This is a genomic window from Streptomyces boninensis, assembly GCF_048572725.1.
Classification (GTDB): Bacteria; Actinomycetota; Actinomycetes; order Streptomycetales; family Streptomycetaceae; genus Streptomyces; species Streptomyces boninensis.
In genome coordinates this window covers 7,833,347-7,853,081 of sequence record NZ_CP183837.1, presented here as the reverse complement: position 1 = coordinate 7,853,081, position 19,735 = coordinate 7,833,347, and the positions used below count along the sequence as shown (strand labels likewise).

Genomic DNA, 19,735 nt, shown 5'->3' with positions numbered 1-19,735 from the left:
GTGTCGTACGCGTCAACAGGGCCCGCGTCCCGGGACGTGGGACGGCACGGGAATGAGAGGCCCGCGGCCTCAGCCGCGGTCGAGCAGCTGGAATTCGAAGGTGTAGCGCGACGCCCGGTACAGGTGCGAGCCGAACTCCACCGCCCGCCCGGTGTCGTCGAAGGCCGTCCGCTCCATGGTGAGCAGCGACGCCCCCGGCTCCTCCCCCAGCTCCCCGGCCTCCGCCGAGGTGGCCGCCCGCGCGCCCACCGACTGCCTGGCGCTGTGCAGCGTGATCCCGGCGCGGCGCAGCAGCTGGTAGAGCCCAGCCTCCTCCAGCTCCCCCGTCCCCAGCCGCAGCAGCCCGGCCGGGAGATAGTTCGTCAGCCGCGCCATCGGCTCGCCGTGCGTCAGCCGCAGCCGCTCGACCAACGCCACCTCGACCCCCTCGGCCACCCCGAGCGCGGCCGCGACGCGCGGCTCGGCGGGCACGACCTCGTTGCGCAGCACCCGCGTCGCGGGCCGCTGGCCTGCGGCGGCGAGGTCGTCGTACAGACTGGTCAGCGCGAGCGGCCGGCGCACCTGCGTGTGTACGACCTGGGTGCCGATGCCGCGGCGGCGGACCAATAGCCCTTTGTCGACAAGGGACTGAATCGCCTGCCGTACGGTCGGCCGGGACAGGCCGAGGCGCCCCGCGAGCTCGATCTCGTTGCCGAGCAGCGAGCCCGGCGTGAGCCCGCCGGTCTCGATCGCCGACTCGAGCTGCTGCGCCAACTGAAAGTAGAGCGGGACCGGACTGTTGCGGTCCACGCCGAGCCGTAGGGAGACCTGCGCTCCCGCGTCGCGCTTCACCACGGAGCGGAGCGTAACGGCAGGTGCGGGCCGCGGGAAGGGATCAGGTCCAGTTGTCCTGACATTTACCTTCGGGCGGTGCAGCTCGGGTACGGCCCGTGGCCCAGAAGCGCGTCCCCTTCCGCGCTGCGCCGGTAGCAGACACGCTGCCGCTCGCGCTGTCGCAGCACCAGCCCGGAGCGGTGCCGCCCGCACGACCAGAACAGTCCGCTGCCCGCGTGAAAAAGTCCAGTTGTCCTGACAATTGACATCGGCGGATCTCCACCGTCTAGTTGAGGCCATGCGCATTGGACTCATCGGCGCCGGGCGGATCGGCGCGTTCCACGCGGGCGTGCTGGCCCGGCACCCGCAGGTCGACTCGCTGGTCATCGCGGACGCGGACGCCGCGCGGGCGGCGGAGGTGGCGGCTCGGACGGGGGTCGAGCCGGCCGCCTCGCCCGACGCGGTCTTCGCGGCGGGCGTGGACGCCGTCGTCATCTGCGCGGCCACGGCCGCCCACGCCGAACTGATCGCCAAGGCGGCCAGGGCCGGACTCCCGGTCTTCTGCGAGAAGCCGATAGCGCTCGATCTGCCCGGCACCCAGGTGGCGCTGGCGGAGGTGGAGTCGGCGGGCACGCTGCTGCACGTGGGCTTCATGCGGCGCTTCGACGCGGGGTACGTGGCCGCGCGCGAGGCGGTGCGCTCGGGCCGCCTCGGTCGGCTGCACACCGTACGGGCGATGTCGTCCGACCCCGCGCCGCCGCCGGCCGCGTATCTGCCGCTGTCGGGCGGGCTTTACCGGGACTGCCTGATCCACGACTTCGACATCCTGCGCTGGGTGACGGGGCGTGAGGTGGTCGAGGTGTACGCGATGGGGTCTGACCGCGGCCCGGCGATGTTCCGGGAGGCGGACGACGTCGATACGGCGGCGGCGCTGCTGACGCTGGACGACGGGACCCTCGCCACGGCGACGGCGACGCGGGTGAACGGGGCGGGCTACGACGTGCGCATGGAGCTGGCGGGCGAGTCCGACCAGATCGCGGTGGGGCTCGGCGAGCGGACGCCGATCACGTCGGTGGAGCCCGCGGCCGTACCGCTGTCGGGGAAGCCGTGGCCGGGATTCCTGGAGCGCTTCGCGCCGGCGTACGAGGCAGAGCTGGACGCGTTTGTGCGGGTGCTGCGGGGTGAGCTGGAGAACCCGTGCGACGGGCGCGAGGCGCTGGCCGCGCTGCTGGTGGCGGAGGCGTGCGAGCGGTCGCGGCGGGAGCGGCGGGCGGTCACGGTCGCGGAGGTCGCTGGGGACGCTGGGGACGCTGCTTGAGCTGCGCTTCCAGTCCGTCGAGCAGGTAGGCGAGGCCGGTGCTGTAGCTGCCGTCCCAATCGTCGTCGTAGAGGTAGCCGTTGGCGGCCAGAGTGGGGTACTGGTCGGCGGCTGCCTGCAGCTGTTCCTGCCCGAGGCGGCGCTCCTCGGCGGTGATGTGCAGGGCAGTCTGCGACGACGCGGATCCCATGACGTGGTTGTAGAGCGCCCAAGTAGCCGCCGCCAGGCCGTCGCCGGTGAAGCCGGCGCGGGTGAGGGTCGCCTGCAGGATCTCCATTCCGGCGAGGAAGTGCGGGCCGATCGTAGGCCGTCGGCGGGCCGGCACGGCGGCGGCCCAGGGGTGGCGTAGCAGCGCGGTCCGCCAGCAGGCCAGCAGCGCCGTGACGTCGGCGCGCCACTCCTCGGCACGCCCCATACGGGACCTCGGGGGCGCCTCCCCGAAGATCGCGTCCACGGCGAGGTCGATCACGTCGTCCTTGGTGTCGACGTGCCAGTACAGCGACGGCGCGACGACGTCCAGCCGCTCCGCGAGCCGCCGCATGGTGAGCCGGTCGATCCCCTCCTCGTCGAGGAGGGCGACGGCCGCGTCGACGATGCGGGTACGGGTCAGCGGCGGCTCTCCGCGCTGCTCGCGGCGCGGGCGCAGCCAGACGCTGCGTACGTCACTTGTCTTGCCCGTCGTCCCCATCGCACCTCGCCTGACGTCACCGGACCGGTCGGATCAGTGTAGTACCGTGTTCGCGGCATCTAACGTTGTTAGGGAACACCAAACGTTGTTAGGGGAATGCTGTGGCAACGGAAAACCCAAAGCGGTGGGGCACGCTCCTGGCGGTGAGCGCGGCGCAGCTCCTGGTCGTACTCGACGGGACGATCGTCAACATCGCGCTGCCCTCCGCGCAGCGCGCACTCGAGATGTCCGACGCCAGCAGGCAGTGGGCCATCACCGCGTACACCCTCGCCTTCGGCGGGCTGCTGCTGATCGGCGGGCGGGTCAGCAGCGCGCTCGGCCATCGCCGCACCTTCGCCGGCGGCCTGCTCGGCTTCGCCGCCGCATCCGCGCTCGGCGGCGCCGCGGTGAACCCCGAGATGCTCTTCGCGGCGCGCGCCCTGCAGGGCGTGTTCGCGGCCGCGCTCGCGCCGGCCGGGCTTTCGCTGCTGACCCTCACCTTCACCGAGGGGCGGGAACGGGGCCGCGCCTTCGGGGTGTTCGCCGCGGTCGGCGCCGCGGGTTCGGCGCTCGGGCTGGTCGTGGGCGGGCTGCTGACGGAGTACGTGAGCTGGCGCTGGTGTCTCTACATCAACGTCCCGATCGCGGTGCTGGCCGCGCTCGGGACCACGTTCGTGACCAGGGACCGGCCGGAGCGGGACGGCTCAGGTCTCGACGTACCGGGCGCGCTGCTGAGCGCCGCGGGCTTCGCGGCGGTGGTCTATGCGTTCGGCGAGGCCGAGCCGTACGGATGGGGCTCGGGGAAGGTGCTGGGGCTGCTGGGCGGGGGCGTGCTGCTGCTGGCGCTGTTCGTCGCCGTCGAGCTGCGCACGGCTCGCCCGCTGCTGCCGATGCGGATTCTGCTGCACCGCGCGCGGGGCGGCGCCTTCCTGGCGATCATGCTGATGTTCGTCGCGATGTTCGGCTTCTACCTCTTCATGAGCTACTACACCCAGACCGTGCTCGGCTACTCCCCCGTCGAGGCAGGCCTGACGCTGCTCATCAACGCCCTGGCCACGCTGCTCGCTTCGACCCTCATCGCCGGACGGCTGCACGGGCGCGTCGCCCCGGGGGCGCTGGTCCTTCCGGGGCTGCTCGCCGCGGCCGGCGGGATGCTGCTGCTGACGCGGCTGACCCCCGAGAGCGCCGACGTCTTCGGCCTCTTCCTGGTGCCCGCGCTACTGCTCACCGGCCTCGGGCTCGGCCTCGTCATGCCCCCGACCGCCAGCCTGGCCACCGCCGACATGAACTGGCAGGACATCGGGGCGGCATCGGCGGCGTACAACGCGGCCCAGCAACTGGGCGCCGCCCTCGGCACCGCCCTGCTCAACACCCTGGCGGCCAGCGCCGCTGCGTCGTATCTGACCGCACACCCGCGGGCGGCCGCGGGCGCAGGCGCCGTACACGGGTACACCACCGCGCTCATGGTCGCCTTCGCCATCCTGCTCGCCGCGGCGCTGATCACCGCGCCGCTGCTCCTCAGGCGCCGACCGTCGCGGCGCGGCGACGGGCGGGGGCGCGGCGGGGAGGGCGCCAGCGACAGGGACGCGGGCGAGGAGACGGCGAGCGTGGGCTGAGGGGCGGCTGAGGGGCGGCGCGCGTCAGCGGACTCGTGTACGGGCGCCCGCCGCCACCGACTCGACGAGGCGGAGCACTTCCTCGAAGCCCGCCTTGAACTCCTCGTCCCAGTCGACGGGCGCGTCGAGAACCTCCGCGAGGCGGGTGTGGGCGGGGGCGGCGCCGTCCGGTAGTTGGCCGCGACGGCCCCGGGGGTCCAGCTCGCCGGGGCCGAAGCGGCCGCCGACCTCTGAGGCGACGTAGCCGAGCACGAAGGTGGACACCAGCCGCTCTACGCGCGGGACTTCGCGGTCCGGGACGCCGGCGTCGAGGAGGGCGGTGTAGAGCGCGTCGACGACGGCCACCGCGTCCGGAGTGATCGCGGGGCGGTCGAAGAGCAGCGTCGTGGCCCAGGGGTGCGTCTGCAGGCCGAGGCGGGCGGAGGAGGCGAAGACGCGCAGCCTCGTACGCCAGTCGGCGTCCGCCGCGGCCCTCATCGCGGGGTCCTCGCCGAGCAGCGACAGCAGCCGGCCCACCATCAGGTCGAGCAGCGCGGCCTTGCTGCCGACATGGGGATAAAGCGCCATCGGCGTGACGCCGACGCGCTGTGCGACGGCACGCATGGAGACGGCCGCCAGGCCCTTTTCGCCGGCGATGGCCATCGCCGCGTCGACTGCCTCTTCCCGTCGTGCGCTCATGTGTATACAGTGTAGATCTATACGGTGTAGATCACAAAGTGGGGAGGGTTTGACTGTGCTCAGCGCACACGGCCTGGTAAAGCGATACGGCTCCGCCGCGATCGCTCTGGACGGCTTCGAACTCACCGTCGCCGCAGGCGAGATCACCGGCCTGATCGGGCACAACGGCGCGGGCAAGACCACGTTCGTAGAGGTGGTCACGGGCCTCACCCGCCCCGACGCGGGCACGGTCCGCATCGGCGACATCGACGCCCTCCGCCGCCCGCAGGCGGCCCGCGCGCTCCTGGGCCTCGCTCCGCAGGAGCTGGCGTTGTATCCGGGCGCCACGGTGCGGGAGCACTTGCGCCTGTACGGGTCGCTGGCCGGGCTCGCGGGCGGTGCGCTCCGTACCGCCATCGCCGGAATCGCCGAGGAACTGCAGCTGACCGCCGAGCTCGACCGCAGAGCCGGCCTCCTCTCCGGCGGCCAGCGCCGCCGCACGCAGGCCGCTGCCGCGCTCATCGGCGACCCGCCGCTGCTGCTCCTGGACGAGCCGACGGCCGGGGCGGATCCGGAGACCCGGACGGCGCTGCTGGGGGCGGTACGGGCACGGGCGGACGCGGGAGCGGCGGTGCTGTACACGACGCACTATCTCCCGGAACTCGCCGACCTGGGTGCCTCGTTGGCCGTCGTCAGGGCGGGGCGGGTGATCGCCAGGGGGCGGCGGGAGGAGCTGCTGCGGGGGCTGCCGGGGGAGCTGCGGCTGCGATTCGGCGGGCCGGAGGAGGCGGCGGCCGCCGCCGAGACCGTGGAGCGGGCGTCCGGCCGGTCACGCGCACGCGCACGCGTGCAAGGTGTCGAGGTGGGTCTTGCGGTGCCCGATCCCGCCGCGGAGCTGGCGCGTTGGCTGGCGGCCGGCTGCCGTCCCGTCGAGGTGGATGTCCGCCGCCCGAGCCTCGATGACCTCTATCGCGCCCTCGCACACCGCCGGCCTGCGCAGCCGAAGGAGACCGCCGATGCCGCGTGACGCCGCGATGGCCACCTCCGCCGCCAAGCCCGCCGCCCTACGCACCACCGCTCTACGCACCACCGCCCTCATCCGCCACAACGTCCGTCTCCTCCTGGCCGAACCCGGCCCCCTCCTCAGCCGCCTCATCGTCCCCCTCGGCTTCCTCGCCCTCATGCGCCCGCTCCTGGTGGCCACCCAGGGCCAGAAGGCCGGCACCGAGCAGGCCGTCATCGGCGCACTCGTGACCTTCTCCCTCCTCGGCCTGAACATCGTCGGCGGCGCCGTACTCGCCGAACGCATGCAGCGCACCTGGGACCGCATCCGCGCCACCGCCGCCCGCCCCGCCGAACTCCTCGCCGGCAAGGCGCTCCCCGTCATGGCCGCGCTGCTTGCGCAGCAGGCGGTGGTGCTCGGCTTCGGCATCGCCGTCCTTGGTGTGCATGTCGGCGCGCCCGCGCTGCTGTTCGCGGTCTGCCTCGCCTGGACCGCCGCGCTGCTCGCCATCGGTACGGCCCTGGGCGTCACCGCCCGCAGCTTCGGCGAGCTCTCCCTCGGTTACGACATCGGCGGCATGCTCCTCAGCACCCTCGGCGGCGCCTTCGTCCCGCTCACCACGCTGCCCGGCTGGATCCAGGACATCGCCCCGGTCTCCCCCGGCTATTGGGCGGTGTCCGCCTTCCGCGGCGCCCTCCACGGCGATACGGGCACGACGCTGCCCGCCTGCGGCATGCTCCTGCTCTTCGCCGCCGCGGCCGCGGCCCTGGCGGCGCACCGGCTCGGGCGCGGAGCGGCGCGCCCTGACCGGATGTGACCGCGCCGCGCTGCTTGCTACGCGCCCTGTGCGCGCCCGCCCCTCACCACCGCACCGGCAGCTGCCGCATCCCCCTGATGATCAGCCCGGGCCGCCACCGCAGCGTCCCCGGATCGGCATCGAGCGCCAGCTCAGGACACCGGTCGAGCAGCGCCCGAAAGGCGATCCGCCCCTCCAGCCGTGCCAGCGGCGCACCCAGGCAGAAGTGGATGCCGTGTCCGAACGCCACATGCGTCTGCGCGCTGCGCCGGATGTCGAAGTCGTCAGGCGCCGGGAAGCGCTTCGGATCCCGCCCCGCGGACGCGAGGATGACGCTGACGACCGACCCGGCAGGGATGACCGTACCGCCGCCATAGTCCAGGTCTTCGGTCGCGAGCCGGAAGGTCGCGCCCTCCACCGGCCCGTCGTAGCGCAGCGACTCCTCCACCGCGCCGTCGAGGAGCCCTGGGTCCGCGCGCAGGGCGGCCAGCTGCTCGGGGTGCTGGAGGAGGGCCAGCATGCCGTTGGCGATGAGGTTGACCGTCGTCTCGTGGCCGGCGATCAGGAGGAGGAAGGCCGTGCCGATGAGTTCGTGGTGGGAGAGGCGGTCGCCGTCCTCGGCGCGGGTGCGGATCAGGGCGCTGAGGAGGTCGTCGCCGGGGGCGGTGGCGCGCTTGCCCTCGATCAGCTCGTCCATGTACTGCTGCATCGCCCCCACCGCGGCGACCGCCGACTCCTGGCTGGTCGGGGAGAGGATCTCGTTCGACCAGCGGCGGAAGTCGTCCCGCTGCAGATCGGGTACGCCGAGGAGCTCGCAGATCACCGTCATCGGCAGCGGGAAGGCCAGCGCGTCCAGCAGGTCCGCGCGGCGGTCGGGGGCCGCCAGCATCGTGTCCATCAGCCCGTCGGCGATCTCCTGGATGCGCGGCTCGAGCGCGGCGACCCGCCGCGGGGTGAACTCCCGCGCCACCAGCTTCCGCAGCCGCGTGTGATCGGGCGGGTCGGTGGTGAGCATGTGGACGTCGATGGGCTGCACGGCCTCCTCCGGCCGCCGCTCGCCGACCATCGCGTGATAGTCCTTCGTCAGCCGGTGGTCATTGAGCGCCGCGCGCACCGCGTCGTGCCCGACGACCAGCCAGGTCTCGCCCTCCGGCAGCAGCACCCGGTGCACGGGACCGCGCTCGCGCAGCTCGGCATACCGCGGATACGGATTCGCGATGAACTCCCCTGCGTCCACGGTGAGATCGACTATTTCGGTCCCCTCGGACACGAGCACCTCCGGTGGCATGACGACAGGGCCCACCACGCTAGTGCGACCCCATCAGTCCGGCGTCCTCCCCCAGGCGGAGATCATCGGGGAGGTGGCCAAGTCCATGCCGCCCGCGGCCACGTTGGCGAGGTGGGCGTCGATCTCGGCGTCGGTGGCGAGGCCCTTGGCGACCAGCTGGTGGCGCACCTGTCGTACGGTCGCCGCCTCCAGGGCGGTGCAGGCGGGCGAGGTGAGCGGAAAGTAGGCGTCTGCTCGTACGTCCGCGAGGCCGGCCTCGCGGAGGAGACGGGGGAGGCGACGGCCGTACGAGAGGTCGGCGCCGCGTTCGGCGAGGAGGGTGCGGAAGCCGCGGCGGAGGCGGTTCGCCAGCTCCTGCTCTGGGCCGTATTCGTCGGGGCAGATGAGCGGTTGCAGGGCCGGGTCGGCGTCTTCGAGGAGCAGGACGCCGCCGGGCCGCAATGCGGCGGTCATCGCCGCCAGGGCGCGGGTGCGGTCGGTGACGTGGACGAGGACGAGGCGGGCGTGGACGAGGTCGAAGGGGCCGCCGGGCGGGGGCGGGTCGGCGGCGACGTCGTGGCGGCGGATGTCGACGGTGGCGGAGGGCGGGGTCGTGGCGGACGTGGTGGCCGTTGCGGCGGCAGCGATCCAGGACGTATCGATGTCGGTGGCCAGCACGTGCCCAGCCGCCCCGACCCGCCGCGCCAACTCCCGCACGACGGACGGCCCGCCGGCCCCGACCTCCCAGCACCGCCACCCATCCGCGACGCCGATCGCGTCGAAGTGCCGGAAGGTGGACGGATCAAAGAGCGAGGCAAGCGCATCAAATCGCGCACCGGCCTCGACCTGCCGATTGTCGAGCAGATAGCCGTCATCGCGGCCGCCGTGATCGCTCATACCCCGATCATGCCGCGCCCCCACCGGCCAAGCCTGCTTCCCACCCACCCGCCCGTTGCTGTGTCGCACGGAGCACCGGGTGGGACACCTCGCCTCCGCCGGACTCCTTCCTCGCCCGCCCACTCTCCTACTGCACGGAGCAACGGGCGGCCAAGCCCTCCCAAGGCGCCGCCAAGAGCGACTCGCTTCCGGCCCACCTCACCCCCGCCCTATCGCACGGAGCAACGGGCGGGTAGGTGGGCCAGTCAGGCCTCGGCCAAGCGCGCCAGCAAGTCCGCCGTGCGCTTCGCGACCTCCTCGCGGTCTCCGGCCGAGAGCGCCGACCCCATCCCGCAGGCCACCGCCCCGGCCGCGATCCAGTCGGGCGCGTTCTCGATCGTGACGCCCCCCGTGGGCAGCAGCGCCGCCTGCGGCAGCGCCGCCCGCACGTCCTTGATCCACGACGGCGCGTGCCCCGAGGCCGGGAAGAGCTTCAGCGCATCCGCGCCCAACTCCAGCGCCCGCACGATCTCGGTCGGCGTGGAGACGCCGGGGAAGACCGGGACGCCATACCGGTGACCCGTAGCGATCACCGAAGCGTCGAGGTTCGGTGAGACCAGGAAGCGAGCCCCGGCATCGACGGCCATCCGCGCCGACGCGGCGTCGAGGACCGTACCCGCGCCGATCACCGCATCATCGCCGACTTCGCGCCGCAGCGTGGAGACGAGCTCCAGCGCGAAGGGGGTGGTCAGCGAGATCTCGAGGCTGGATATCCCGGCCGAGAGCAGGGTGTCGGCGGTGTCGGCGGCGTGGTCGTACGAGTCACTGCGGACAATCGCGAACACCCGCTGCGCCAGCGCGGCTTGGGTGATCTCCCAGCGGTACAAGGCGGATCCTTTCGGGTGTTGCATCAGTGGTGCGTGTGAGGGTTCAGTTCACGAGGCAGGCATCAGCGGTGGACCGAGTCACCGCCGCCGGTGAAGGCGGCGAGGGCGCGGTCGCGGGCGGCGGCCGTGGGGAGGCCGTCGGTGTCGGTGGCGGCCTGGACGACGAGCGCGGCGACGCATGCCGCCTCGGCCAGCGCCCGCTGCGCGGGCAGCCCGCGCAGCCAGGCGGAGAGATAGCCGGCGGCGAAGGCGTCCCCGGCCCCGACCGGGTCGGCGAGCGGCACCGGGAAGTGCGGCTGGTGGTACGTCCCGCCCTCGGCCGTCAGCGCCGTGGCGGAGTGGTCGGTGCGCTTGAGTACGACCGTATGCGCCCGCCCCCGCAGCAGCTCGGCGGCCGTCCCGTCCGCATCCCGCCCCCCGGCGAGCAGCTCCAGCTCGTCCTCCCCCGCGAGCACCAGGTCGGCCTCGGCGAGCAGCGGCCCCACCGTGGCGGCCCACGCCTCGGGCGCGGCCAGCTTGCGGCGGACATTCGGGTCGAAGGAGACCGTCGTGCCGCCCGCCCGGGCCAGCTCGATCAGCTTCGCGGTCGCCTCGGCGGCGGACGGCGACAACATGGGCGTAATGCCGGATATGTGCAGCAGTCGGGCGCCCTCAAGGGCCTCCGCCCGGATGTGCTCGGGCGCCAGCCGGGACGCGGCGGACCCGGCACGGTAGTACTGCACGTCGATCGCCCGCGCCGGGTGGCTGTCGCGCAGCAGCAGGCCCGTGGGCGCCTCCGGGTCCCGGTCCGCATACGCCACGTCGACACCGTCCGCGCGCAGCTCGCGCAGCACCGCCTCGCCCGCCGGGTCGGCGCCCAAGCGGCCGAGCCAGCGCGCGTGATGCCCGAGCCGGGCGAGACCGGCAGCGACATTCGACTCCGCCCCTGCCACAGAGCGGCGGAAGGCGATGGCGCGGTCCAGCGGCACACCGGGCTCCGCGAGCATCAGCAGCATCGCCTCGCCGCAGGTGACCGCCTCCGGTGCCGCCCGATCCGCCATGCCGGTCTCCCCAGTCAGTCGATTCCTCGTTCACCGAACGTTATCCCGGACCAGTGACATTCTGACCAGCGCCCCCGGAGGGGAAAATTCCAATTCAAGTCCATGAATCCAGTGGATTAGTCCATTGCCCGGCCCGCAACCGCCGCGAGAGGCTTGCAGACCGTACTTGTCGTGCACCCGCCACCCCGCACGCAGGAGGCCTTCTTCCATGCCCCGCCCCCGCCGCCGCGTCTCGCTCACCGCCACCCTGGCCCTCGCCCTGCCCCTCGCCCTCGCCGCGACCCTGTGCACCGCCCTCCCCGCCACCGCCAAGGACCGCGACCCGGACCCCCCGCCCCGTATCACCCCCACCCCCCGCTCGGTCGCCGACCGCGACGACACCATCACGGTCTCCCCCACCGTCCACCTGGTCACCGGCGACCACCCGGACGCCCCCGCCCTGAAGCTCACAGAGAAGGCCCTCCGCGACGCCGGCGCCGCCCGTATCGAACGCACCACCACCGCCAAGCCGCCGGGCGACGGCCTCGTCGTCCACCTCGACGGACCGGGCGCCGCCACCGCCCTCTCCGGCCTCGGCATCGAGGGCCCGGCCGGCCTCCCGGCCGACGGCTACGCCCTCGGCATCGGCCGCACAGCCAACGAAGACCGCGACACGATCGTCCTGTCCGGCGTCGACGCCACCGGCACGTACTATGCCGCCCAGTCCCTCCGCCAGCTCCTCCCGCACCGCGGCTCCCCCGGCGCCGAGGTCCGCGGCACCGCCGTGCGCGACTGGCCGGGCACCGGCTGGCGCGGCGTCATCGAGGGCTTTTACGGCACCCCCTGGTCCCATGAGGCCCGCCTCGACCAGCTGGACTTCTACGGCGCGCACAAGATGAACATCTACGTCTACTCCCCCAAGGACGACGCCTACCTGCGCGAGAAGTGGCGCGACCCGTACCCGCCCGACCAGCTGGCGAAGATCAAGGAGCTGGTGGACCGCGCGGCCGCCAACCATGTCGAGTTCACGTACGCCCTCTCCCCCGGTCTCTCCGTCTGCTACAGCTCGGACGAGGACGTCAAGGCGCTCAACGACAAGTTCCAGACCCTCTGGGACATCGGCGTCCGCACCTTCGCCGTGCCGCTGGACGACATCAGCTATACGGACTGGAACTGCAAGGCGGACGAGGAGAAGTTCGGCACCGGCGGCGGCGCCGCGGGCGCGGCCCAGGCGCATCTCCTCAATCGCGTCAACCGCGACTTCATCAAGGCCCACGAGGGCGCCGAGCCGCTGCAGATGGTGCCGACCGAGTACTACGACGTGAAGCCGTCCCCGTACAAGAAGGCGCTCGCCGAGCAGCTCGACAAGGATGTGCTGGTCGAGTGGACGGGCATCGGCGTCATCGCCCCGACGATGACCGTCAAGGAAGCGAAGGCGGCCCGCGAGGTCTTCGGCCACCCGATCCTCACCTGGGACAACTACCCGGTCAACGACTACATCCGGGGCCGCCTCCTCCTGGGCCCCTTCAACGGCCGCGAGCAGGGCCTGCCCGCCGAGCTCGCCGGCATCACGGCGAACCCGATGGTGCAGCCGTACGCCTCCAAGCTCGCCCTCTACACGGTCGCCGACTACGCCTGGAACGACGCGGCCTACGACCCCGCCGCCTCCTACTCGGCAGCACTACGCGAGATGTCCGGCGACGACCGCGACACGACAGCCGCCCTGCGCGCCTTCGCCGACGCCGGCTACGGCTCGCTCCTCAACAAGCAGCAGTCCCCCGAACTGGCAGCCGCCATCAAGACCTTCTGGGACGGCGGCAACCCGGCCGCCCTGGCCACCCGCCTCCGCGCCCTCCACGACGCCCCCGCCACCCTCCGCGACGCCCTCCCCGACCGCGGCTTCATAGCCGACGCGGACCCCTGGCTGGACTCCGCCGAGGCCTGGGGCACCGCGGGCCGCACCGCCCTCGCCCTGGTCCGCGCGGCCCGGGAGGGCGACGCGGCAAAGGCGTGGAAGCTGCGGCAGCAGCTGCCAGGACAGGTCGCGAAGGCCAAGTCCTTCTCGTACGAATGGATCGACGGCACCAAGGTCCAGGTGGTGCTCGCGGACGGCGTCCTGGACGCCTTCGTCGAGGACGCCCTGGCCGAGCACAACAAGTCCCTGGGCGTGCCGGGCCGCATCAAGGCGACCTCGACCCTGGGCACGTACCAGGACAACGCGGTCTCCCGGATGACCGACGGCGACGACGCCACGTACTACTGGAGCGACCGTGCGGTGAAGGCCGACGACGCCGTCACCCTCGACCTGCACTCCACCCGCCCCCTGAAGAAGCTCCAGCTCTCCATGGGCAAGCCCGGCAGCGAGGCCGACCACATCCACCAGGGCATCCTCGAATACTCCGCCGACGGCAAGCAGTGGACCAAGCTCGCGGACTTCTCCGGAAAGGCGGAGGTCGAGGCGGAGGCGCCGGACGGGGCGGAGGCCCGCTTCGTACGGGCCCGGGCGACGGCCGCGCAGTCCGAGTGGCTGGTGATACGGGAATTCACGGCGACCGCCACCGACACGACGACGGTCACGGGCGGCCCACCCGCCGCGGACGACAGCGACCTCGCGCGCGCGGCGGACGGCGACCTGGACGCGGCCTACACGGCGGCCCGGGCGCCGGAGGCCGGCGAGACCCTGACGGTGACGCCCGCGGAGCCGCGCGACGCCGACAAGGTCGCGGTGCTGCGCCCCCAGGACGCGGAGGGCTCCGCGTCGGTGGAGATCCGCATCGGCGGCAAGTGGCGGGCGCTGGGCCGGCTGTCCGGCCCGTACACGGAGCTGGACACCGGCGGTGTACGCGCCGAGGCCGTCCGCATCACATGGAAGGGCGGCGACGCACCCCCGCGCATCAGCGAGGTGGTGCTGCGCTGAGCCCTCGTCACCCGTCATCCTGACGGCGGGTCCAGGAGTCCGGGCAGCGGGTCTGCGCCCCCTTCTCGAGTGCCCTTGAGAGAGACGCGCGCTTCACTTCGATCCGCCTGCCGGTGAAGTACGCGTCGACGATGTCGGGATGGTCCCAGGCCTCGAAGAGAACCCGGTCGCCCGTCCGCAACACGGGACCGCCGGCCTCCTTGGGCTCAGGGATGCTGAACTTCGCTGTCCCAGGCCCCGCTGCCGGCTTGAGCCAATCCTTGACGGCCAACGTCACGGTGACAGCCGGATATCCGCCCTCGCGCCGGCCGGATTCCCGTACGGACACCACATCGCCTTCGAGGATCCGGGCGGCGCAGGCGACTTCCTCCGCGGGACGGAGCGCCCCGGACGACGCTTCCCTGCCGTCATCGCTGTCGTCGCCGGCCAGGCTGTAGGCCGTGATGCCGGCGCCTACGGCCGCGGCGGTGACCAAGGCAACGACAATGCGGCGACGATATTGGCGTCGGCGGTCCACCTGCCGCGGCGACTCGGCTTTGCCGTCAGCCACCTCGTCTCCATCGCTGTCAGCCACCTCATCTCCGATCATGTGAAAGGCCCGCTCCAGGAGCTGCTCCTCTCGTCGTGTCGGCTCGGTCACCTCAGATCACCTTCCTCTCGTCCGCTGCCGGACCGAGCTGTGTACGCAGCGCGGCCACCCCGTCCCGGGTTCGGCTTCGGTGCCAGTCCGCGGCGACGCGGGAGGCGACCACCGCTGTCCAGGCGTCCTCGTTACGGATCGGCTCTCGGCGCCGCGCCTCGAGCAGCTTCAGCTGCACCTGCTGCACGCCGTCGTCGAGCTGGTCCCAGGGCACGCCGCCCAGTGCGAGGATCCCGCGGACGCGGCCGACGTGCGGCAGTTCAGCCGCCGAGGACTGCGCGACGCCATGGGATTCCGGTCGCGCGCTATCGCTGCCAGCCATCCCCCAGCCTCTCCTCATTTCCCCTACGACGGAAAAGCCCAGCAAAACGTTCGCTCGCACTGCCCCCCGGGTGCCGGCGTCAGTCGCACTCAGTGGCCGAGGACGCTGCCGCGCCGACGCGGGCGGCCGCAGGCTCGGCCTCTCTCAGCGACCGGACGAGCTCCGCGGCGCTCTTCCCGGCCATCTCTTCCTCAAGGCCGGGGTTGGGGTCGGACTGCGCGCCGACCGCCATAGCCTGCGCAGCACTTTGGCCCCGTCCCTCGAGCTCGCCCTTGCCGATGACCGCGCTGTCGCCCTCCTGGAACTGCCAGCCCACGGAGGGGCGCTGCCAGGTTTCAGGAGCGGGCTTGGGCAATACACCATCGCCATGGCCAGCTGGACTCTCATGCGGTGGGAAGGTCAGCATGAGCGCATGCTGCACTGTGAGACGACGGCGCTGGGTGTGCTGCTGCGCCATGAAGGGCTGGAGCTGTCCGAGCCGATGCTGTTCGGGCTCGGGGGTGGGCTGGGGTTTGTGTACTGGGACAGCAAGGCGATGGACTTTCCGTTTCTGGGCGGGCGGGTCAAGCCTTTCGAGCTGACCCGGAATCTTGCTGTGCGGCTGGGGCTCGAGCTGGACATACGTGAGACCGGCTCGGCGAAGAAGGCGTGGGCGAATGTCGCGGAGCCGCTGGACGCGGGGCGGCCGGTGGGGCTGCAGCTGGATTGCTATCACCTCGAGTACTTCACCTCGAAGGTGCACTTCGGCGGCCATGTGGTGGCCATGCGCGGTTACGACGACGAGCTGGCGTATCTGACCGACACCGCGCAGCAGGGCGGGGAGGTCACCACCTCGCTCGCGTCGCTGGCGGCGGCGCGCGCCGAGCGCGGGCCGATGACCGCGCGCAGCCGTTCCTTCACGGTCGCCGTGCCGCCCGGGGCGCCGGATCCGCGGGAGCGGATCGTCCCGGCGATCAGGGCCTGTGCAGAGGCCTTTCTGAATCCGCCCATCGCCAATCTCGGCCATCGCGGCATCGAGAAGGCGGCGCGCCTCGTGCCCAAGTGGCGGCGGCGCGAGGGGCATCACGAGCAGGATCTGCGGCAGATCGCCGACCTGATGGAGCGGGGCGGCACCGGGGGCGCACTCTTCCGCAACCTTTACCGCGACTTCCTGGCGGAGAGCCGGGAGCTGGAGCCGGCCGGGCTCTCCGACGACGAGCACTTGCGCAAGGGCCACCACGGCTACCGCGAGGCGGCGGGCGGCTGGACGGAGGTCGCGGAGCTGATCGCCAAGGGCAGCCTCGACAGGGCGGGCGGCGTCCTCGCCGATCTCGCCCGGCTGGAGCGGGAGGCGATGGCGGAGCTGCGCCGGGTGGGGACGTAACAGCCGAAGCGCCGCGGACCCCCCGACCGGTGGGGTCCGCGGCGCCGTCGCGGCCAAGCGGGCGTCAGCCCTGCAGCTCCGTGTGCCGGGCGCGCAGCGCGTCCGCGCCCGGCTCCGTCAGCGAGCCGAAGAGCCGCAGGCGGGAGAAGCCGCCGTCCGGGTAGATGTCGATACGGACCTGGCTGCCGACCGCCGGGGTGTCGAGGACGAACCGGTGGTTGGTGTCCGGCTGCAGGCGCGTACGCGGGAGGAACTCCTCCCACTCGGCGTCCGCCGAGGCGCGGATGGACAGGGCTGCCCAGCCCGCCGAATTGCCCTTCAGATACGCCGTGTCGATCTCGATCGCGCGGATCGCGGACTCGGCGACGAGCTGGTAGTTGATCCAGTCGTTGCCGTTGTCGCGGCGCCGCGCGGTCTCCCAGCCGTCGTCCATCTTGCGGGAGCGGCCCGGGTTGATGGTGTTGACCGGGGAGGAGTAGAAGCGGTTGGAGGCGTCGAGGACCTGGCCGCCGTTCTCCAGCGCGACCACGTCGAAGGAGCCGAGCGCGGCCAGCCACGCCGGGTTCGGCAGCACCTCGCCGTACACCCGCAGGCGGGCGATGCCGCCGTCGGGGTGCTGGTTGACGCGCAGGTGCGTGAAGGACTGCTCGGCGGTGACCTCGAAGCCGTTGGCCGCGTGGCCGCCGACCGGCGTGCGCGGGACGATGGTCGTCCACTTCACGTCGTCGGCGAGGAGCTCCTCGGGCGTCGGGGCGCCCGCGACCGAGGTGGCTTCCACCGATACGGCCTGCGGCATGTTGCCGCGGAAGTGGGCGGTGTCGACGACGACGCCGCGGATGACGCCGGGGGCGCCGAGGCGGACCAGCGCCCAGTCGTGGTCGTCGGCGGTCGGCCAGGGCTGGTCGGCGGAGACGCCGCGGCGGCGGCGGGTCTCCCAGCCGTCCATGACCTTGCCCTTGTGGCCGAAGTGCTCGGGGTCGAACTCGGCGGCCTCGGGGACGAGGAGGTTCTCGCGCTGGGCGAAGAACTCGTCGTTGGCGGCGATGACACCGGCGCCGAGCGTACGGTCGGCGAGGTTGGCGTACTGGGCGAACGGGAAGTCCGCGGTCCGGTAGTCGGCGAAGGGGTCGCCGCCGCCGTACGGGTTCGCGTTGCCGGTGAAGGCGGGTATTTCAGACGCCACGGTGTCAGTTGTTCCTTTCGAGGAGGCGGCCGGCGGGCTCGGTGAACTCGCCGTCCGCGTAAATGCGCTCGCCGCGCAGCCAGGTGGACTTGACGACGCCGCTGAGGGTCTTGCCCGCGTAGGCGGTCACCTTGTTGCGGTGCTGCAGCGCGGCGGCGTCGACGGTGAAGGTCTCTTCGGGCGCGAGGACCGCGAAGTCGGCGTCGCGGCCGGCCTCGATGGCGCCCTTCTGGTCGAGTCCGACCAGGCCCGACGTACGCGCCGACATCCAGCGCACCACGTCCTCCAGGCCGTAGCCGCGCTTCCTCGCCTCGGTCCAGATCGCGGCGAGGCTCAGCTGGAGGCCGGAGATGCCGCCCCAGGCGGTGGCGAAGTCGTCGGTCTTCAGGTCGGCGGTGGACGGCGAGTGGTCGGTGACGATGCAGTCGATGGTGCCGTCGGCGAGCGCCTGCCACAGCAGGTCCTGGTTGGCGGACTCGCGGATGGGCGGGCAGCACTTGAACTCGCTCGCGCCGTCCGGCACTTCCTCCGCGGTCAGGGTGAGGTAGTGCGGGCAGGTCTCGACGGTCAGCTGGACGCCCTCGGCCTTGGCGGCGGCGATCAGCGGGAGGGCGTCGGAGGAGGACAGGTGCAGCACGTGCACGCGGGCCTCGAAGCGCTTGGCCAGGTCGATGAGCTGGGCGATCGCCTGGTTCTCGGCGTCCCGGGGGCGGGAGGCGAGGAAGTCGTCGTAGTCGCGGCCCGGGGTGTGCGGGGCGGAGTCGAGGATGTGCGGGTCCTCGGCGTGCACGATCAGCAGGGCGCCGATACGGGCGAGCTCCTCGACCGCGCCCTCGAGCTGCTCGCCGCCGAGCTCCGGGAACTCGTCCACGCCGGACGGCGACAGGAAGCACTTGAAACCGAAGACGCCGGCGTCGTGCAGCGGCTTCAGGTCGTTGAGGTTGCCGGGGATCGCGCCGCCCCAGAAGCCGACGTCGATGTGCGCCTTCGGGCGGGCGACGTCCTTCTTGATGCCGAGGGCGCGGCGGGTGGTGGTGGGCGGCAGGCTGTTCAGCGGCATGTCGACGAGGGTCGTGATGCCGCCGGCGGCGGCGGCGCGGGTGGCGGTGTAGAAGCCCTCCCACTCGGTGCGCCCGGGGTCGTTGACGTGGACGTGGCTGTCCACCAGGCCGGGCAGCAGGACGTCGTCGCCGAAGTCCTCCAGGCGGGCCGCGGCCGGACTGATGTCTTCGAGGGCGGCCTCGTACGGAAGCACCGCGGCGATGCGGCCGCCGGACACGGTGACCGTGGCGGGGCGCTCGCCTTCAGGCGTGATGACGCGCCGCGAGCGCAGTACCAGATCGACGTCGGACACCCGTGACCCTCCGTATTCCCTTGGTAGAAATTCAACTTTCTGTTGAACACCTTGCGTGCCGGGGTCCCGGCAGTCAAGAGTCACTTTCGTGGCAGTCGACTGTGGGATTGGCCTCACCCACGATCCGGTCCGGACACCCTTGTACGATTCCACATAACGAAAGTGTGGTTCCGGCCGGTAGGCTCCCCACACTCTCCTGCCTGCAGTGACGACGCGAAAGGACCGCTCCGTGCCGCCGTCCACCGCCAACACCGCCGCCGCCGCTAAGTCGGCTCCCGCCGCCTCCGGGGGCGTCCAGTCCCTGGAGCGCGCCTTCGACCTGCTGGAGCGCATGGCCGACGCGGGCGGCGAGGTCGGCCTCAGCGAACTGGCGACGACCAGCGGCCTGCCGCTGCCGACCATCCACCGCCTGATGCGCACCCTCGTGGCCTGCGGATACGTCCGCCAGGGCCCGAACCGCCGGTACGCCCTCGGCCCCCGCCTCATCCGCCTCGGCGAGAGCGCGTCGAAGCTGCTCGGCACGTGGGCGCGGCCGTATCTCGCGCAGGTCGTCGCGAAGACCGAGGAGACGGCGAACATGGCGCTGCTCGACGGCGACGAGATCGTTTACGTGGCGCAGTCGCCGTCGCCGCATGCGATGCGGATGTTCACGGAGGTGGGCGGGCGGGTGCTGCCGCACTCGACCGGCGTCGGGAAGGCGCTGCTCGCGCACGTACCGGAGGACGAGGTGCGGGCGCTGCTGAACCGCACCGGGATGCCTGCGAAGACGCCGAAGACGCTCACCTCGGCTGACACCTTCCTGGCGGCGCTGGCCCAGGTCAGGGAGGACGGCTATGCCGTCGATGACAACGAGCAGGAGATCGGGGTCCGGTGCGTGGCCGTGACGATCCCCGATGCGCCGGCGCCGGCGGCGGTGTCGATTTCGGGGCCGGCGGGGCGGGTCACGGATGAGGCGATCCAGGACATCGTGCCGGTGTTGCAGGATATTGCGCGGGAGTTGTCGGCCGCTTGGGCGGACACGACTTCGGCCTGACGGC

At 72.3% G+C, this 19,735-nt stretch carries 19 protein-coding genes; 7 read left to right on the top strand and 12 right to left on the bottom strand.

The genetic code is table 11. The features are described from left to right. Positions 1 to 69 precede the first annotated feature (69 nt). Positions 70 to 789, bottom strand: coding sequence for a GntR family transcriptional regulator (locus ACNNMR_RS35710; protein WP_420000593.1), 720 nt, complete (start codon positions 787 to 789; stop codon positions 70 to 72). A gap of 322 nt (positions 790 to 1,111) precedes the next feature. Here ACNNMR_RS35710 and ACNNMR_RS35705 point away from each other — a divergent pair, with 322 nt between their 5' ends. Further along, positions 1,112 to 2,131, top strand: a complete 1,020-nt coding sequence (locus tag ACNNMR_RS35705; RefSeq protein ID WP_419998850.1) for a Gfo/Idh/MocA family protein — start codon at positions 1,112 to 1,114, stop codon at positions 2,129 to 2,131. Here ACNNMR_RS35705 and ACNNMR_RS35700 read toward each other — a convergent pair. Beyond that, positions 2,088 to 2,819, bottom strand: coding sequence for a TetR/AcrR family transcriptional regulator C-terminal domain-containing protein (locus ACNNMR_RS35700; protein ID WP_419998849.1), 732 nt, complete (start codon positions 2,817 to 2,819; stop codon positions 2,088 to 2,090). The genes ACNNMR_RS35705 and ACNNMR_RS35700 overlap by 44 nt on opposite strands. Before the next feature lie 101 nt (positions 2,820 to 2,920). Between ACNNMR_RS35700 and ACNNMR_RS35695 the strand changes: the two genes are divergently transcribed. Continuing rightward, entirely contained in the window at positions 2,921 to 4,414 is a 1,494-nt protein-coding gene (locus tag ACNNMR_RS35695) for an MFS transporter (protein ID WP_419998848.1), read from the top strand. Between the two features lie 24 nt (positions 4,415 to 4,438). Here ACNNMR_RS35695 and ACNNMR_RS35690 read toward each other — a convergent pair whose 3' ends face one another. Then, a complete protein-coding gene (locus tag ACNNMR_RS35690; protein WP_419998847.1) occupies positions 4,439 to 5,092 on the bottom strand; it encodes a TetR/AcrR family transcriptional regulator in 654 nt (217 codons plus the stop codon). Between the two features lie 55 nt (positions 5,093 to 5,147). Between ACNNMR_RS35690 and ACNNMR_RS35685 the strand changes: the two genes are divergently transcribed. After that, complete coding sequence (locus ACNNMR_RS35685) at positions 5,148 to 6,098, top strand: ABC transporter ATP-binding protein (protein WP_419998846.1); 951 nt, start codon at positions 5,148 to 5,150, stop codon at positions 6,096 to 6,098. Then, entirely contained in the window at positions 6,088 to 6,891 is an 804-nt protein-coding gene (locus tag ACNNMR_RS35680) for an ABC transporter permease (protein WP_419998845.1), read from the top strand. Before ACNNMR_RS35685 ends, ACNNMR_RS35680 begins: the two co-directional genes overlap by 11 nt. 43 nt (positions 6,892 to 6,934) lie before the next feature. Here the strand turns inward: ACNNMR_RS35680 and ACNNMR_RS35675 are convergent, their stop codons facing one another. The 4 genes from ACNNMR_RS35675 to ACNNMR_RS35660 form a co-directional block, all read right to left on the bottom strand. Beyond that, positions 6,935 to 8,140, bottom strand: coding sequence for a cytochrome P450 family protein (locus tag ACNNMR_RS35675; RefSeq protein ID WP_419998844.1), 1,206 nt, complete (start codon positions 8,138 to 8,140; stop codon positions 6,935 to 6,937). Between the two features lie 51 nt (positions 8,141 to 8,191). Beyond that, positions 8,192 to 9,034: a methyltransferase gene (locus ACNNMR_RS35670; RefSeq protein ID WP_419998843.1), complete on the bottom strand. Its 843-nt coding sequence runs from the start codon at positions 9,032 to 9,034 to the stop codon at positions 8,192 to 8,194. Between the two features lie 245 nt (positions 9,035 to 9,279). Then, positions 9,280 to 9,900, bottom strand: coding sequence for a bifunctional 4-hydroxy-2-oxoglutarate aldolase/2-dehydro-3-deoxy-phosphogluconate aldolase (locus tag ACNNMR_RS35665; RefSeq protein ID WP_419998842.1), 621 nt, complete (start codon positions 9,898 to 9,900; stop codon positions 9,280 to 9,282). A gap of 62 nt (positions 9,901 to 9,962) precedes the next feature. After that, a complete protein-coding gene (locus ACNNMR_RS35660) occupies positions 9,963 to 10,940 on the bottom strand; it encodes a sugar kinase (protein WP_419998841.1) in 978 nt (325 codons plus the stop codon). Positions 10,941 to 11,148: 208 nt separating this feature from the next. On the opposite strand from ACNNMR_RS35660, the gene ACNNMR_RS35655 reads away from it, so the two are divergent. Continuing rightward, positions 11,149 to 13,836: a beta-N-acetylglucosaminidase domain-containing protein gene (locus ACNNMR_RS35655; RefSeq protein ID WP_419998840.1), complete on the top strand. Its 2,688-nt coding sequence runs from the start codon at positions 11,149 to 11,151 to the stop codon at positions 13,834 to 13,836. Positions 13,837 to 13,843: 7 nt separating this feature from the next. Here ACNNMR_RS35655 and ACNNMR_RS35650 read toward each other — a convergent pair whose 3' ends face one another. The 3 genes from ACNNMR_RS35650 to ACNNMR_RS35640 all read right to left on the bottom strand — a co-directional run bounded on the left by ACNNMR_RS35650 (position 13,844) and on the right by ACNNMR_RS35640 (position 15,204). Then, entirely contained in the window at positions 13,844 to 14,476 is a 633-nt protein-coding gene (locus ACNNMR_RS35650) for a hypothetical protein (RefSeq protein ID WP_419998839.1), read from the bottom strand. Position 14,477: 1 nt separating this feature from the next. Next, entirely contained in the window at positions 14,478 to 14,798 is a 321-nt protein-coding gene (locus ACNNMR_RS35645) for a hypothetical protein (RefSeq protein ID WP_419998838.1), read from the bottom strand. A 79-nt stretch (positions 14,799 to 14,877) separates the two neighbouring features. Next, the gene (locus ACNNMR_RS35640) at positions 14,878 to 15,204 is read right to left on the bottom strand and encodes a hypothetical protein (protein ID WP_419998837.1); all 327 of its coding nucleotides are present in this window, start codon (positions 15,202 to 15,204) and stop codon (positions 14,878 to 14,880) included. A 6-nt stretch (positions 15,205 to 15,210) separates the two neighbouring features. Between ACNNMR_RS35640 and ACNNMR_RS35635 the strand changes: the two genes are divergently transcribed. Next, complete coding sequence (locus ACNNMR_RS35635; protein ID WP_419998836.1) at positions 15,211 to 16,161, top strand: BtrH N-terminal domain-containing protein; 951 nt, start codon at positions 15,211 to 15,213, stop codon at positions 16,159 to 16,161. Positions 16,162 to 16,225: 64 nt separating this feature from the next. Here ACNNMR_RS35635 and alc read toward each other — a convergent pair whose 3' ends face one another. Then, the gene (gene alc, locus ACNNMR_RS35630; RefSeq protein ID WP_419998835.1) at positions 16,226 to 17,344 is read right to left on the bottom strand and encodes an allantoicase; all 1,119 of its coding nucleotides are present in this window, start codon (positions 17,342 to 17,344) and stop codon (positions 16,226 to 16,228) included. Positions 17,345 to 17,348: 4 nt separating this feature from the next. Continuing rightward, on the bottom strand, positions 17,349 to 18,698 hold the full coding sequence (allB, locus tag ACNNMR_RS35625) for an allantoinase AllB (RefSeq protein ID WP_419998834.1): 1,350 nt from the start codon (positions 18,696 to 18,698) through the stop codon (positions 17,349 to 17,351). Positions 18,699 to 18,927: 229 nt separating this feature from the next. Here allB and ACNNMR_RS35620 point away from each other — a divergent pair, with 229 nt between their 5' ends. After that, the gene (locus tag ACNNMR_RS35620) at positions 18,928 to 19,731 is read left to right on the top strand and encodes an IclR family transcriptional regulator (protein WP_420000592.1); all 804 of its coding nucleotides are present in this window, start codon (positions 18,928 to 18,930) and stop codon (positions 19,729 to 19,731) included. Positions 19,732 to 19,735: the final 4 nt, after the last annotated feature.

What these genes read in the sequence shown, in the direction of transcription:
- ACNNMR_RS35705 (WP_419998850.1), top strand. Translation starts at nt 1,112, where the DNA reads ATGCGCATTGGACTCATCGGCGCCGGGCGGATCGGCGCGTTCCACGCG.
- ACNNMR_RS35700 (WP_419998849.1), bottom strand. Translation starts at nt 2,819, where the DNA reads ATGGGGACGACGGGCAAGACAAGTGACGTACGCAGCGTCTGGCTGCGC.
- ACNNMR_RS35690 (WP_419998847.1), bottom strand. Translation starts at nt 5,092, where the DNA reads ATGAGCGCACGACGGGAAGAGGCAGTCGACGCGGCGATGGCCATCGCC.
- ACNNMR_RS35680 (WP_419998845.1), top strand. Translation starts at nt 6,088, where the DNA reads ATGCCGCGTGACGCCGCGATGGCCACCTCCGCCGCCAAGCCCGCCGCC.
- ACNNMR_RS35670 (WP_419998843.1), bottom strand. Translation starts at nt 9,034, where the DNA reads ATGAGCGATCACGGCGGCCGCGATGACGGCTATCTGCTCGACAATCGG.
- ACNNMR_RS35660 (WP_419998841.1), bottom strand. Translation starts at nt 10,940, where the DNA reads ATGGCGGATCGGGCGGCACCGGAGGCGGTCACCTGCGGCGAGGCGATG.
- ACNNMR_RS35655 (WP_419998840.1), top strand. Translation starts at nt 11,149, where the DNA reads ATGCCCCGCCCCCGCCGCCGCGTCTCGCTCACCGCCACCCTGGCCCTC.
- ACNNMR_RS35645 (WP_419998838.1), bottom strand. Translation starts at nt 14,798, where the DNA reads ATGGCTGGCAGCGATAGCGCGCGACCGGAATCCCATGGCGTCGCGCAG.
- ACNNMR_RS35640 (WP_419998837.1), bottom strand. Translation starts at nt 15,204, where the DNA reads ATGCTGACCTTCCCACCGCATGAGAGTCCAGCTGGCCATGGCGATGGT.
- ACNNMR_RS35635 (WP_419998836.1), top strand. Translation starts at nt 15,211, where the DNA reads ATGCTGCACTGTGAGACGACGGCGCTGGGTGTGCTGCTGCGCCATGAA.